Annotated in this window: 11 protein-coding genes and 1 tRNA gene; 5 read left to right on the forward strand and 7 right to left on the reverse strand. The window is 30.8% G+C overall.

The genetic code is table 11. The features are described from left to right. Window positions 1-91 precede the first annotated feature (91 nt). Together ACH2BP_RS02460 and mce are read right to left on the reverse strand one after the other, a co-directional pair. A tRNA-Ile gene (locus ACH2BP_RS02460) sits at window positions 92-165 on the reverse strand. Window positions 166-266: 101 nt separating this feature from the next. Then, window positions 267-671 carry a methylmalonyl-CoA epimerase gene (mce, locus tag ACH2BP_RS02465; protein ID WP_395056675.1) on the reverse strand — a complete coding sequence of 135 codons (405 nt, stop codon included), beginning with the start codon at window positions 669-671 and terminating at the stop codon, window positions 267-269. Window positions 672-877: 206 nt separating this feature from the next. Here mce and rbfA point away from each other — a divergent pair, with 206 nt between their 5' ends. The 5 genes from rbfA (at window position 878) to ACH2BP_RS02490 (ending at window position 6,402) form a co-directional block, all read left to right on the forward strand. Then, a complete protein-coding gene (rbfA, locus tag ACH2BP_RS02470; protein WP_011962413.1) occupies window positions 878-1,270 on the forward strand; it encodes a 30S ribosome-binding factor RbfA in 393 nt (130 codons plus the stop codon). Between the two features lies 1 nt (window position 1,271). Next, window positions 1,272-2,471: an ABC transporter permease gene (locus ACH2BP_RS02475; protein ID WP_395056677.1), complete on the forward strand. Its 1,200-nt coding sequence runs from the start codon at window positions 1,272-1,274 to the stop codon at window positions 2,469-2,471. A gap of 208 nt (window positions 2,472-2,679) precedes the next feature. Then, window positions 2,680-2,883 (forward strand): hypothetical protein, encoded by a 204-nt coding sequence (locus tag ACH2BP_RS02480; protein ID WP_395056679.1) that lies wholly within the window; start codon window positions 2,680-2,682, stop codon window positions 2,881-2,883. Window positions 2,884-2,948: 65 nt separating this feature from the next. After that, window positions 2,949-3,731, forward strand: a complete 783-nt coding sequence (locus ACH2BP_RS02485; protein ID WP_395056681.1) for a GLPGLI family protein — start codon at window positions 2,949-2,951, stop codon at window positions 3,729-3,731. Between the two features lie 13 nt (window positions 3,732-3,744). Continuing rightward, window positions 3,745-6,402 carry a carboxypeptidase regulatory-like domain-containing protein gene (locus tag ACH2BP_RS02490; RefSeq protein ID WP_395056683.1) on the forward strand — a complete coding sequence of 886 codons (2,658 nt, stop codon included), beginning with the start codon at window positions 3,745-3,747 and terminating at the stop codon, window positions 6,400-6,402. A gap of 3 nt (window positions 6,403-6,405) precedes the next feature. On the opposite strand, the gene dusB is transcribed toward ACH2BP_RS02490, so the two are convergent. The 5 genes from dusB to ACH2BP_RS02515 all read right to left on the reverse strand — a co-directional run bounded on the left by dusB (window position 6,406) and on the right by ACH2BP_RS02515 (window position 15,871). After that, window positions 6,406-7,398, reverse strand: a complete 993-nt coding sequence (gene dusB / locus ACH2BP_RS02495) for a tRNA dihydrouridine synthase DusB (protein WP_395056685.1) — start codon at window positions 7,396-7,398, stop codon at window positions 6,406-6,408. Between the two features lie 207 nt (window positions 7,399-7,605). Beyond that, the gene (locus tag ACH2BP_RS02500) at window positions 7,606-8,904 is read right to left on the reverse strand and encodes a phenylacetate--CoA ligase (RefSeq protein WP_395056687.1); all 1,299 of its coding nucleotides are present in this window, start codon (window positions 8,902-8,904) and stop codon (window positions 7,606-7,608) included. After that, complete coding sequence (locus ACH2BP_RS02505; RefSeq protein WP_395056689.1) at window positions 8,901-10,571, reverse strand: C45 family autoproteolytic acyltransferase/hydolase; 1,671 nt, start codon at window positions 10,569-10,571, stop codon at window positions 8,901-8,903. Before ACH2BP_RS02505 ends, ACH2BP_RS02500 begins: the two co-directional genes overlap by 4 nt. A 102-nt stretch (window positions 10,572-10,673) precedes the next feature. Further along, a complete protein-coding gene (locus ACH2BP_RS02510; protein ID WP_395056690.1) occupies window positions 10,674-12,191 on the reverse strand; it encodes a phytoene desaturase family protein in 1,518 nt (505 codons plus the stop codon). Further along, window positions 12,191-15,871 (reverse strand): 1-acyl-sn-glycerol-3-phosphate acyltransferase, encoded by a 3,681-nt coding sequence (locus ACH2BP_RS02515; RefSeq protein ID WP_395056692.1) that lies wholly within the window; start codon window positions 15,869-15,871, stop codon window positions 12,191-12,193. The genes ACH2BP_RS02510 and ACH2BP_RS02515 overlap by 1 nt, the downstream gene beginning before the upstream one ends. Between the last annotated feature and the right edge of the window lies 1 nt (window position 15,872).

Here is a 15,872-nt window from a genome sequence, read left to right on the forward strand (position 1 = left end):
TATTTGACTTTTCTTTCCATAAAAATACCCCCAAATAGTGTCTAACTTTTTGGGGGCAGTCTATTTCTTGAAAGGTTTTACAAAACTAATGTGGTCCCACTTGGAAACGAACCAAGCACCTACTGATTATGAGTCAGTTGCTCTAACCGAATGAGCTATAGGACCTAATTTACTTTACACTTGCACCAAAGCACTTCTGTGTTTAGCGAATAAAGCATGCTTTATTTGAGGTTGCAATATTACTACATTTTTTGGGATTCCCAAAATTAATTTTTAATTTCTTGACACAATTCTATTAAAACTCCGTTTGTAGATTTTGGATGCAAAAAAGCAACTAGTTTATTATCGGCCCCTTTTTTTGGAATTTCGTTTAGAACTACAAAGCCTTCTAATTGTAAACGAGCTATTTCCGAGACAATATCTTCAACATCGAAAGCGATGTGGTGAATTCCTTCTCCTTTTTTTTCTAAGAATTTAGCAATGGGACTTTCTGGATTTGTGGCTTCTAATAATTCGATTTTATTTGGACCATTCATAAAAAACGACGTTTTTACACCTTCGCTCGCTACTTCTTCTTGCTTATATGATGGGGCGCCAAATAATTTTTCGAAAATCAGATTGGAAACTTCTAGATTTTTTACTGCAATTCCTATGTGCTCTATTTTTCTCATGGTCGTTTTATTTCTTACAAAGTTCGCAAAAATACAATTCATTTCCTAAAATAGCCCCGATAGAAGCCGATAGCTCTCGTCTTTTTTCTAGACGAGACTAAAGGCGATAGCGGGAACGTAATTTCCTGAAAAATACCCAAGCCATTCGCTCCTGATTTTAATAAAAACTAATCATACTTTTCGCTAAAATATCGTATTTTTGCAGTATGGAAACAAATAGACAGAAAAAAATAGGCGGAGTTATTCAGAAGGATTTGGTAGATATTTTGCAAGGTGAGATTCGCAAGAACGGGATTTCGAATCTTGTTATTTCGGTTTCAAAAGTAAGCGTAACTACGGATTTAGGTGTAGCGAGAGTTTACTTGAGTGTTTTTCCGCAAGAAAAAGCACCTGAGATTTTAGAATCTATAAAGTCTAATATGTATCTGATTAAGCATGATTTGTCACAACGTGTACGTTTACAGTTACGCAAAGTGCCTAATTTGGCTTTTTATATTGATGATAGTTTAGATTATATCGAAAAAATAGACAATGCACTTGCTGGAAAAGAAAACCCAATCGAAAATCGTGATTTGTTAGAAAAAAGAAAGAAAATATAATTTGAATTTTCCTTTTTACATAGCCAAGCGTTACGTTTTTAGCCGCAGTAGTAATAATGCGATTAACATTATTTCTAAAATTGCCTTGAGCGGAATTGTAATTGGCGCTATGGTGCTTTTTGTCTTTATGTCTATCTTTAGTGGACTCAAGGAATTTAGCTTATCGTTTAGCAATGATTTTGATCCAGATTTGAAAATTATTCCAAAATACGGCAAATCATTTCTTATTTCTGAAGACCAGAAACGAAGGATTAAAGCCAATAAAGACATTGCTTTTTACAGTAAAACTACCGAAGAAAAAGTATTGTTTTTGTACAAAAGTAAAGAACAGGTTGCTTACATAAAAGGTGTCGATGGTCAGTATAACCTCGTGAACAATGTAAATAAAGTAATGTACCAAGGGCAATGGCTTGCGCCAAAAACACCACAGGTTGTTATAGGAAGTATGATTGCTCAGAAAATATCTTTGGGATTGTTCGATTTAGACAATGCTTTCGAAATTTTTGTTCCAAAACCTGGAAAAGGCGCTATTTCTAGTGCCGAAAATGCTTTCAATAAATCGAATTTAGTTCCTATTGGGATTTATGCTATAAATGACGAACTGGATTCTAAATACGTTTTTGCCGATTTAGAACTTACCCAAGAACTACTAGAATTTAAACCCAATCAGATTTCTGGACTCGAGATAAAACTATCTCCAAATGCAAACAGCGAAACTGTTGTTAGTAATTTGAATACTATTTTTAACAATCAAGTAATTATAAAAAATAGAGCACAGCAAAACGACAGTTTGTACAAAATGCTAAATACTGAAAACACTGTTCTTTACCTCATTTGTACCTTAGTTATTGTGCTTATCTTATTTACGCTCGCAGGCGCTATTATCATGATGATTCTTGACAAAAAAGACAACCTGAAAACCTTATATAATGTAGGAACGCCTATTCCCGATTTGCGAAAAATATTTTTACTACAAGGCACTTTACTAACTATTTTTGGCGGATTTGTAGGCTTGTTTTTAGGAATAATAATAGTGCTAATTCAGCAATATTTTAAGGTGGTTATGATTACCGAATCTTTAGCTTATCCTGTAATTTTCAATCTACAAAACGTAGCCATTGTTCTGGTAACTATTATAACATTAGGTGTTATGGCTTCCTTTATTGCCGGAAGTCGTGTGAGCAAAAAATTGTTGGAGTAATAGTTGTGAGTTAACTTACTGAAAAATCTCGGTCGAATATTTATTGATAATCGAATAATTTAAACATTAAAATATCTTTATCGAGTAATAACAACACTTAAACGATTTTAAGAAAACACTTACTAAATGTTTTGCGAATTCATTTTTTTTTTTTTTAATATTTGCCAAGATTAGTCAAATAAATGATTAGTTTTAAACAAACTTATAAATGAAAAAATTAGTTTTTACAGCTATCGCAATGGTAGCTTTTAGTGGAGCAAGTATGGCAAATACTAAAGAGATTCAAAAAGAAAAAAAGCTACAAGTTAAAGAAACTATTTTACTGCTTCCTGTGGGTTGTGCAACAAAAATAAATTTCTATATGGGTTTAGGAATGGATATGATGGAAGCGTGTCGTGCAGCAAATTGCTAATAACCTAAAAATAAACAAGAAGCTAATAATTAGCTTCTTGTTTAAATATTATTTAAAATTAAAATATGAATAAAATATACATCATAATTACAACGTTATTAATCACTTTTTGTAATGCACAAGTAAAAAATGGACTTATCCAATATGGCGTAATCTCACACATGCCAATCCCTTCAAATGATGACGGCTATTTTACAGACATTGTTAGAAAAGCAAATGCATCTGATACTTTAGTAAATTACACTTTAACATTTAACAATAAAGAATCATGTTTTTTTACTAATCCTGTATTACTTAAAGAATATTCAAGTTACCATCGCTTTAATAGTGGATTAATGATAAAATCACAATATTATACGTCTACAACTGATAGTATTCATAAATATTATGAGAACGATGATGTTGTTGGTGAGTATGTTATTGCAATGGAGAAAGAAGCAAAATGGACACTTACTCAAGAAACGAAAATGATAGGCGGTTATTTGTGTTACAAAGCGACATCACCATTTTATAACGGCGAAAGATGGTTTGATGATAGTCACAAACTAGATGTTACAGCTTGGTATACTACAAAAATACCCGCTCCTTTTGGCCCGAATGGATATCATGGATTACCTGGTCTTATCATAGAACTCCAAAGTTACATATCAACTTTTTATATAAAAAAAATAGATTTGAATATAACTCCCGAACCAAATATAAATAACCTTAACAATTATAAATTGATTACATTAGGTCAAAAAAATAAATTACTGAGTAAAACTTTATCTCCTGAAATGAGAAAATTTATGGAAGATACTGAGTTGCAAAAAAAAGAAGCAGCAGAAAAACAAAATAAAACCAAGTAGTTCTCTTCTTGCTATGCATAAATATATTTTATTACTTCTTTTATTTTTTTTTTCCTTTGGATTTTCCCAAACTCGAATTATAGAAGGTGTCGTTTCAGACACTTTAGGTGTGTTTTTACAAAATGCTAGTGTAATGGCCACCCCTTCTTCTAAAGAAGTATCACTTAAATTTGCTATAGCAGATGATAAAGGACGCTATAAATTACTCCTAGAATCTAAGTACACTTATACCGTATCTGTATCTTACATAGGTTTTATTGACAAAAGTTTTGTTACAAACTCAAATGACAATATAACATCTTATAATTTTAAACTTACTGAAAGTGCCGAAAAACTAAAAGACATCGTTATAAACTATAAAGTAAAACCTATAATTATTAAAGAGGATACATTAACTTATAACGTAAAAAATTTCACTAATGGTAATGAGCGGAAATTAAAAGACCAATTAAAAAAATTACCCGGAATTAGTGTCGATAAAAATGGTGGAATTTATATACAAGGGCAACGGGTAACAAACACTCTAGTGGAAGGGAAAAGTTTTTTTGGTGGCGGCTCGAAAATTGCTGTCGAAAACATTCCTGCCGATGCAGTCGAAAAAATAGAAATTATTAGCCATTTTAACGATGCTAGTTTTCTGAAAAATGTATCAGGCAGCAACAAAATAGCCCTAAACATAAAACTGAAAAAGAATAAAAAAAAATTCGTTTTTGGTGATTTAGATGCCGGTTCCGGTCCTTTAGATTTTCACAAACTTCATACTGCTTTATTTTATTATAGTCCAAACACAACTTTCGGATACATAGGAGATTCTAACAACATTGCTTCTTCTGCGCTCGATTTTTCTGATGTTATTAGATTGGAAGGCGGAGTTAGCGAATTTTTAAGTCCAAAAAAATCAAGTAGTCTTTACGATTTGTATAACAACAACTTAGATATATTTAAAAACAAAACGCAATTTTCGGCAATAGATTTCTTACATCAATTAACAAAAAAAACGGAGGTTTCAGGTTATGTTTTATTTTCAAAAACGTTGAATATTAAAAACCAAACTATAAATACTCAATATACCCAATATAATGATTTTTTGTTCCAAAATAATATAAACAACAGCAATTTAAAATCTAAATATTTTGTAGGCAATTTTAAATTAAAATACTCGCCTAATAAAAATGAAATCTGGAAATATAACAGCAATGTGAAATTCCTGAAAAATAACATTGCAAGCAATATAGATTCAGAAACAAATAATTATAATTCTATTTTTGAAACAACGAATGATTTTGACGACATGAATTTTGATCAATTTTTAGAATGGCATAAATCATATTCTACAAAACATACGACAAGTATGGTAGCAAATCAAGTATTAGATATAAATAAGCAAAATAATAATTGGCTTACAAATAATGTTTTTTTAAGCAAGCTATTGCCTTTATTAAATGACAGTTATTATAATGTGAATCAAACTGGAAGCTTAAAAAGAAATGAAACGGAATTTTTATTTAAGAATTACTGGATTATAAATAATTATAATCACATTTATGTACTTATTGGAAATAATTATAAATCGATAGATTATCAAAAAAATGAGAAGCAATTTCTAACTTCTGGAGCTGTTAGTGATTTTAAATCATTTGGTTTCGGTAACGAATTAAATTACACATATAATCGCTTTTATTTAGGAATTGAATACAAGTTTATTGTTGGGAAATTAACAAATAAATTAAGTCTATTTAATAACATCAACAATCAAAAAACAACTAATTTTCTGATTTCAAATAGCTTAAAAAATAATTTGATAACTCCTAAATTAGAAAGCGAATACAAATTTAGTAACGCACACACAATTCAATTAAACTATGAATTTACAAATCAGTTTCCAGAATATAATCAACTAGCAAATAGATTTAATTTAGAAGCATTTAATGCTGTGTATAAAGGGAATGAACAGCTGAAAAACGAACAATTTCATACCTCAAATTTATTTTACAAAAAAAATGACGTTTACCATGGTTTAATGATAAACGGTATGATAAATTACACTTATAAAATAAAATCTATTCGTAACGCAGTAATTATTGATGATGGAAATCTGCTAACAACATCAATTTTACAAACCAATCCTGAAAATAATTTCGGTTTTAGAGGAAATGTGACAAAAAACATCAATCAATTTATATTGGGTTTAAATACTAGTTTGTCGTTTAATAATTACTATCAATTTTTAGACACATTTTCAAATAATGTAAAACATAATTCGAAAGATATTGGTTTGGTTTTAAAAACAAACAATACAAAATGGCCTTTTGTAACTGCGAGTTACAATAAAATTTTTGATGTTTTCAATGGTATAAATAATTTAGAAATTATTTCAGATAAGTTTTCAATTGATATTGATTATGAAATAAATAAAAATTTAGTTTTTAAAACCGATGGTACTTATCAAATAAATAAAAATAGTTTAGGACAATCAAATTATAGCCAACTCATAAACTCAGCTCTAGAATATAAGCAAGTAAATAGTCCTTGGTTTTTTGAATTATCTGCTAAAAATTTATTAGATAATGGTAAGCAAACTACGAATTCGTCTTCAGATTATATGATAAGCTACCAAACAACATATATACTTCCAAGAGTGATTATGTTATCTATAAGTTATAAATTATAACAACTACACAAACTGATAACCCGCATACACTTCTTCAACTTCACTCAGGACTTTAAATAATTCCTCAGGATCATCGAGAGTAACCAATCTTTGTTTGTATTCCTTAAACGAGTGGATTCCTTTAAAATAATTGGTGTAATGACGACGCATCTCGACAATTCCTACGCGTTCGCCTTTCCAATCCATAGACCAAGTGAGGTGGTTTCTGGCGGCTTCTACCCTATCCGTAACTGTTGGTGCTGGCAAATGTTCTCCTGTGGCAAAATAATGTTTTATTTCATTAAAAATCCAAGGATAACCTATCGCAGCACGACCTATCATCATACCATCGAGACCAAATTTGTTCTTGTATTCTAATGCTTTTTCAGGAGAATCGATATCGCCATTTCCAAAAATAGGCATCGTAATTCTTGGGTTGTTTTTTACTCTTTCTATATGTGTCCAGTCCGAATGACCTTTATACATTTGCGCTCTTGTTCTTGCATGAACGGTTAGTGCTTGCACACCGATATCTTGCAAACGTTCGGCAACTTCATCAATATTAATAGAATTATCGTCCCAACCTAAACGAGTTTTTACTGTCACTGGCAAACTAGTACTTCTAATAACAGCTTTAGTCAACCGAACCATAAGATCTACATCTTTTAGAACGCCTGCTCCTGCTCCTTTGCAAACTACTTTTTTTACGGGACAACCAAAATTAATATCTACCAAATCAGGGTGAACGGCATCGACAATTTTGGCTGACATGGCCATAGCTTCCTCATCACCACCAAAAATTTGAATACCAACTGGCCGTTCGTAATCAAAAATATCTAATTTTTGTCGGCTTTTTATAGCGTCACGAATTAATCCTTCGGAAGAAATAAATTCCGAATACATTAAATCGGCACCATGCAATTTACACAATCTACGAAACGGCGGATCGCTCACGTCTTCCATAGGTGCGAGTAGTAATGGAAAATCTGGCAATATGATGTTACCTATTTTAGGCATTGTCTATTTTTTTGCAAAGATAGAACAAGATTTTTGATTTCAGAATTTATATTATTTTTAACCACATAGAAACATAGAAAAAAGGGTTGAATAGACCAATTTCTTGGTTCACAAAGCTATTATTTACTGTAAAAAAGTGAAACGCCTTAACTATTTTGGGAAAAACTATGTATCTATGTGGTTAAAAAAAAAATCATATCAAATTAGTTAATAATCATTCTTTCTTTTATCGAAAAAAGTGATTGGTTTTCTACTCATCGGATTAAAAATAAGTGGATTTAGAATCTCTTTTGTAGTAAATTCAATCTTTGGAGTGACTCTCAATTTGGCTCTAAAATGATCTTTTAGTTCTTGCAAAAATGCTTCCGATTTATTTTTGACAGCAATTTTTATCAAAATCTCATCAGTTCCTAAATCGTTAGTAGAGATTTCGATAATATGACTTTCTATGTTTTCAAAATGAGTTAAAACATCATTCATCGCTGGCGGATACAAAGTGGTTCCTTTGTATTTTATCATTTGTTGTTTTCGCCCAATTACTGGTCCAACTCGCAACGTATTTCGTCCGCAAGCACAAGATTCAGCATGTAATTGTACAATATCGCCAGTTTTGAAACGAACTAATGGCATGGCTTCTACTCCAATTGTAGTGAAAGTTAATTCGCCAGATTCTCCGTTTTTTACAGGCTTATTATTCTCGTCTAAAACTTCAATAATAATTAATTCTGGATGATGGTGACCACCAATTGAATGTTCACATTCGGTAAATGCGGTACTCATTTCGGTCGATGCATAAGTCGAAAATAACTTAATATTCCATTTATCAGTTATTTTTTTAGATAAAATACTCATCGAGAAATCCTGATTACGAAGCGATTCTCCAATGCAAATTGCACCTTTTATACTTGAATTATTATAATCGATATTGTTGTTTTCGGCATATTCTATTAGTTTCAATAAAAATGACGGAACTGTTATTAGGTGTGTTGGTTTGTATTTTAGAATAGAATCCCATTGCAATTCAGGAATTCCTGCACCCACACGAATGACACCTACTTTCATTTTTCGCAAGCCTAAAAAATAAGCCAATCCAGCCATAAATCTTCGGTCGATGGTGGTCATCATTTGCACCACATCACCTTCTTTAATTCCTGCACAATCAAATGAAATGGCTTCGTTATAAGCCAGTCTTTCTAAATCATTATCTGTCAAACCAAATGTTACAGGCTCTCCTAATGTCCCAGATGTTGTAGCGTAATCGATTATTTTATTAGTGGGAACACATAAGAAATCATCATTGTATTTTTGCAAATCTTCTTTTGAAGTTACAGGTAACAATTGTAAATCTTCTAGCGTTTTTATATTTTTTATGTCAATAGTCGATTTTGCAAAAAGTCTTTTGTAATAAGGCGAATTCTGGTTTACGTAAGCTAGTAATTCCATAAGTTTTTGCTCCTGAAAAGATTTAATTTCTTCGGTTGTTGCGGTTTCTATTTTTGGAATCATTGTAGTTTTCTTTCTATTTTCTTTAAATACTTCTCGATTTCTAATTTCTCAGGAAGTGTTGTAATTTCTTTTGTTAACGCTTTTTCGAATTGTTCTTTTGCCAATTGATATTGTTTTTTTTGATAAAAACTCAATCCTACTTTATAATAAACAACCCAATAATTTGGATTCAAAGATTGGTAGTATTTAACAAAATCCGAAGATAATTCTTTTTTAGCTTCTAAAAACGCGTCTGCTTTTCTGTCTTCAATTCTAAACAATTCATAGTTTTTATAAGCTGTTGTTTCTAGAAAAACGTCTTTTGGAATATTTAAATTTTCTTGTTGCAATGAAACTATTTCTCCTTTAGAATTATTTTTATTAAAAATTTTATTTAAATCATAACAAACAAATTCCCCCAATTGATACGGATTTGCAGAAACCCAAACCAGTCGTTGTTCTGGTTTAAAAATAATTCCGTGGTGCGCAATCATTTGATTTAAAGACTTTTCGTTCCCATAACCCAAAGGCAAATTATTTAAACCTTCTTTATTTCGTAATATTTCGGAAGCAATTTTTGGGTTTATTTTTGGGTTTTCATTAAACAATTCGACCATTTTATCATATCTATATTTAGAATGACTGTTTGTTATTTGATATTTATTTCTGTCATTATTTTTTAAATTTTCACTTTGAAAATGATTAGAACAAAGCAATTCATTGCTATTTGGTACATCAAAAACTCCAAAATTATTCGGAGAAACTTCGATTAAAATCGCTTTTTTATCATTCGCACTTCCAATCATTATCGATTCGGAAACGAAAACTTGTCGCTTTTTTGCAATGGCAATGGCTTCATCAATATTTTTGGCATATTGCAAAATTTCACGAGTAAGAATAGAAATTGGTGTTTTTGCTATAAGTGGAATTTTAGATTTTCCAGCGTTTATAGTAACCGTTAATCCTTCATTATTCATACCTGAACAAGCACCAATCATGCCTGCCCAAGTTACCATCATAAACGGATAGCCTTGTTTTGGATTTACAAAAGCTACGATTTTATCTTTGGCAAAATCATCGCCTGCATAAAAATCGAAATTTCTTCCTAAAATTAAACTTCCATCTTCAGATTTATTTCCCCAAGCGGCAAATGAAGAGCAACCAACCAACGCCAAATCCTGCAATGCGTGGCCAATATCATGAGCGCCATGCAAATATAAACTTCGTAAATATGGTGATGCTATGTTGTCGAAATCATGCGATGAATACTGAGAAATTCCATAAATCTCGGTTTTGTATTCTTCTGGCAGATTCAAATATAGTTTTCGATTGTACCATTTCAAGAAAGTTCGAAGTAATTTCTGTTTGGTTTTTGATGGTAATAAATCATTAATCTTTGAAAAAAAAACAGTTTCCTGTTTCTTTAACAAACTGTCTGATAAACTCCCAAAGGCTAATCCTCTTTCGAGCGCATCACCTTCAACATAAAGTTCCCAGAGGTTTTGTTTGTTTTTGAATAAGGAATTATTTCCTGCTAAAAAAAATGTGTTAGACTTTTTGTTTACAACTGGAATTGTATTGTTATAACCTACTAATTGTGGTTTATGATGTAATGATTTTGATGTTCCACAAGAGAAAACCATCAAAAGAAATAGTGATAAAATTGAATATTGAAAAAGTCTTTTCATATATGTAAAAATTATTTTTCAGCGGTCATATATGGTATCGCCTTTTTATTTATCGATGTTTGCTTACGCAAACGGTTTGTTAGTGGCGATTTCATATTTTATCTATTCTTCTGAAAATTGATTGATTTTATCAACCAAATATTCTTTTCCCACAATTTCCGAACAAGTTACAACAGCTCCAATAGTTACGCCTAAAACACCGTGCATATTGATGCTTTGACCTGTAAGATATAAGTTATTTAGTTTGGTTTTTGAAGCTATGAATGTTTTCATCGGATTGTTTGAATCTTTTTCGTAACCATACATATTTCCTTTATAACCCCCAATATAATCACGGTAAGACAATGGTGTTGATGTGTGGACAGATTTAATACAATCTCTAATCCCAGGGAATTTAAGTTCAATTTCTAGTAGAAATTTTTCTGCTTTTCTGGCTTTAAATTCGTCGTAAGTTTCCCCACGATCTTCTTTCTCTGCAGTTGTATTATAAGTGTGCTCCCACGCTTTTAGCTCATCGAATTTCATGTACGTAAGAAAAGTCATTCCATCTGCCCAAATGTCCTCTTTCCCTGCGTTCATAGATGCCATAAACGCTTTTGGCCAAGATCGCTCATCGTATTCGTGTGCTGTCCAGACTTCTTCGCTATTTTTGAAATGGTAATAATTATGATTTCTATATTTGAACGATTCCGGCTTAAAAACGATATACAAACTAAAGGGCGAAAAAACACCTTCTAAACTTTCGATTCGTTTGATGTATGATTTTCTAAATTTATCCTCTCCAACCATTTTTAAGGTTGCTTTTGGATCTACATTAGATATAAAAATATTTCCAGAAACTGATGATCCGTCTTTCATCACAGCTCGTTTGACATCGTTTTCTTCCGATTCAAATTTTACAACTTCTTTATACTTATAAACCTCACCTCCGTGTTTTTTAAGTTGTTTTATCAGCTGTTTTGTAATTTGACTTCCGCCATTTATGCAGCGATAAGAGCTCTGAATATAAGAGTTCACAGACAAGGCATGAACATAAAAAGGAGATTTGTCGGCAATTCCTGCATACAAAAAATTAGTTCCGCCAAGAACTGCTCGCAGTTCTTTATTTTCGGTTACACCATCTATAAATTGCTTGGCATTTACAGCTAAAATTTCGCTGTCGTATTCACCTTCGTGTTTCAAATTATACAAAGGAAACGAATCGCAAGTTGTGACAACTTCTTTGCAATATTTTTCTATATTATCTTTTTCTTCAGTGAAGTATTTCACTAATTGATTGGTGAAGTTTTCATATCCTTGAGCGTGAGGAAATTCTTTTTTTGTGTCTTCAAAAGAAATAATATCGAAACCGTCTTCGTCCATTTTTTTGAGTTTCAAATCATCCATAATGCCTAAATATTTAAAATATTTATACAAATTCTGACCTTCACTTAATCCTCCAATATAATGAATTCCGGTATCGAAAATGGTTTTATCTCTTACAAAGGTTTGCAAATTTCCACCAAACTGATTGTTTTTTTCCAGCACGCAAACACTATAACCTTCTTTGGCTAATATAATGGCAGAAACTAAGCCTCCTAAACCACTTCCTATAATTACTATGTCGTAATGCTCTTTCATTAAGATTTTTTCTTTAAAACAATCAATTGGTCATCTTGCAATTCGATTTCAAAACCAGAATCAAGGAACGAATTTAGTAACTTAAAATTATTAATTAATAGAATCGTACTGGTAATCTGAACTATTTTTTGAATGTTGATATCGTTTATCGCATCTGAAATTAAAACAACATCATAGTTATTACCTATTTCATCCTCTGATGTCAAATAATTTATATCTCGCTTATTTGTCCAAAGGTTTTGTTTAGCAACATCTCTATTTAATTCATTCACAAGATAACTATCAACTTTTCTTTGCGCTTCTTGCAAAGTTAACAAAACATCGAGTTGACCAAAATCATTAGCTAAATGAAGGATTTTTGCTTTTTTACCAATCAGTTTATTTAAGTTAAAATAACAAAGCAAATTGTTTTTCAAATCTGCTTTAACTGCATTTACAATTTCATTTTCTTTATAAGCAAAACTGAGTAAAATCATTTTTTTGAAATAATTTTCATCTTCAATTTCGTAACGCAATTTTTGAAATTCTTGTTTAAAAAAAGCACCTATTTTTTTTGTTCTTTCTGTGAAATCATTTCCAAAAGCATAGTTTTTTGGTGTTATTCTATCTAAAATTTTAATGGTAATCAAACCGTCATAAATGATAAAATCATTTTTGGGAAGTACTTCAGAATTTCCGTGAATAAGAATCGGAATAATGTCTAAATTAAAATGTTCGGCAATATAGAAAGCGCCTTTATGAAAACGATTCATCACATTGCTCTCAGACCTTGTTCCTTCTGGGAAAACAACTATCGAATAACCTTCTTCGATTTTTGGACGCAAATGTTCTAAACTGCCATCGACACCTTTGGAAACTGGATAAAAACCAGATGCTTTTACTGCTCCACCAAAAACAGGCGAATTATAAACCCAATCACTCACTAAATAAATAATTTTTGGGCTGAGTAGCCCAACCGATAAAATATCTAAAAATGAAGTATGATTCGCAATAATTACTGCAGGTTTATCAAATTTTTCGTTTCCAATGTTACTAATTTTTTTAATTACAAAAGGATTGGTATAAAGCACCGATTTCATGAATTTTGACATCACATATCGGAAATATTTCATTTTAACTTCAGTTTTAAATGGCAGTATTTTTAGAATTGTAACACTAAAAATAGACATCAGAAAACCTCCAAAACCATAATAAAAGAAAGAAAGAATACCGTGAATAAAAGAACGCAATTCGAACGGTTGTTTTCCTTTTTTAGTTCTATTAGTTACAAAAAAAGCAAAAATTAAAGGTTGAATGACAAACGTAATTATTAAGGCTGAAAATATTCCGATAATTCCAATTAATGCAATAGATTTTAATGCAGGATGTTTGGCAAAAATTAAGACACCAATTCCTAAAATAGTTGTGGCTACCGATAGTAAAATCGACGTTTTATAAGTTGTTAATTCAACTTTCCCAAAAGTGTGTTCCTTTTGCAAAGCCATGGTCATAAAAATACTGTAATCGACACCAATTCCGAAGATTAGCGTGCAAACAATAATATTAATCACGTTAAATTGAATACCAAACATTCCCATAATTCCAGTTGTGAAAATCCAACTAATTAATATTGGAATTATGCTTACAACGGCTAATTCTAGTCTTCTAAAAGCAATAAAAAGAACTAAAAATATGATGATGAAAGAATAATTTTCAAGATTTTCGAAATTGGCCTTTAATGAGTTTAAAAACACTTCATTTGTTTCTTGTCTATCAATTACAACTGTATTTACTTGCTTTTTTATATCGTTTACAAATGAATCTCTTTTATCATTTGGCACTTTTACCAAAGTAGAAATGGTATAAAAACCATTCTTATTGGCAACAAATTCTTCTAGAAAAAATGACTTTACTTTTGCGTATTCTTGAAACGAAATAGCAGAGAAATTTTGATTTAAAGTTTCATAAAAGACAGAAAAAGTATTTTCTTTAAAACCATATTTATTCCCATTGGAAATTAAATTGTTTTTGAGATTTGATTTTTTTTCTGAATCCCAAAAAGAATTCCATTCCTGAATTTTTTGTTTCTGAATTTCCTCAGAAAAAACAATGCCACCAATAGAACTAAAGTTTAGAATTTTTGCTGCTTTTTTGTCTTTTTCTAATACCGAAAATAACTTATTATTATTCTCTAAAACTTCCTCATAATTTTTTCCGTGTGTAACCAGATAAATAGATTTTGAAGAAATATTGGCGATATTTTCTAAATATTTTTCTGTTTTTTTCAATTCTGGTGTCATAAAATTAAGTGATGACAGATCATTATTGAAGGTGACTTTCGAATAAGTGAAAAGCGAAATAATCAGTAAAACAAAAACCGAAACTATTAAAAATTTATTTTTATGATAGGAATAAGAACCTAATTTATCGATGAAGTTTAACTTTTGAACCGCAATTTCATTTTTTGTTTTGTACAAAAGTGGAATTAAAACCAACGAGAAAAATGAAGTGGCAACAACACTTAAAGCAGCAAAAATTGCCAAATCCTGTAGAGCTTCCGATTTGATAAAAAACAAGCACAAGAAAGTTATTCCAGTTGTAATTCCGCAAAGCATTAATGGTTTTGAAATGTCTTTATACAACAGTTTAATATCTTTTTTATTCCGCAAATGTGTCAAGACATAAATAGAATAATCGGTTGTTTCTCCTAATAAAATAGAACTAATTCCGAGTGAAATTGCCGAAATTGTTCCTTTGAAAAAATATAAAACCGCTAATGCAAAAATAGCTCCGAAAAGCGAAGGAATAAAAATGAGTATTGGTGTTGAAATGTTTCTGTAAAAAAAAGCCAAAATAAGAATCAAAGTTACCGTTGCAAAAATGGACGTTTTTTGCACATCGGATTTTATTTGTGTAGCATTTGCAACTGCAACTGGTGTAGCTCCAAAATAACTCATGCTTACTTTATTTCCGAATTTAGTATTTAAGTTGGTTTTTATTTTTTCTAATGCTGCAATAAAAAATGTGTTTTTGTCGGTTTCATTTGCTGGAAGTTTTGTTGTAATAAACAACATTAAATTCTTCTTGTCTTTGGTTAAAACGAAGCCGTTTTGCAATTCGAAATCATCACCAATACTTAATTGTTGCAATTTTTTTAGTGCTATGAATGAAATTCCCAACGGATCCTGAAGTATAAAATCTTTAGTAATCATTCCTGTGGGAGAAACTAACGATTTATAATCGGCTTCAACAATTTTTGAAATACTATCGTTATTTATTTTGTTTTGAATAGTTGTATAATCGCTTTTATCTAAAAAAAGAGGCAAATGAGCATACACAAAATCGAACGTTTCTTGTATGTTTTCTTCGTCTATTTTTCCTTGAATCTTTCCTACATAAGGTATGCATTTACTGTCTAATTCGTCAATAAATTCATTGGCATATTGGGTTAAATCATCAGGAGAACCATTGTTTTTGCTTTTAATGATAATCGTGATTTTATCAGCAAAATTAACTTGTTCCAATACTTTTGATGTAACTCCAGATTGGTCATTCGACGGAATGAGTTGTGTAATATTCTCTTGAAAAGAAATCTTTGAAGCAAAAAAACCAAAAGAAAAAAGCAACGCAAATACAATTGCTGAAAACAGCAATTTATTTTTATTGGCGAATGTATTAAGGTTAAAGAAGAAGTTTTGCATC

Source organism: Flavobacterium sp., from assembly GCF_043756175.1.
In the GTDB taxonomy this organism is placed as follows: domain Bacteria; phylum Bacteroidota; class Bacteroidia; order Flavobacteriales; family Flavobacteriaceae; genus Flavobacterium.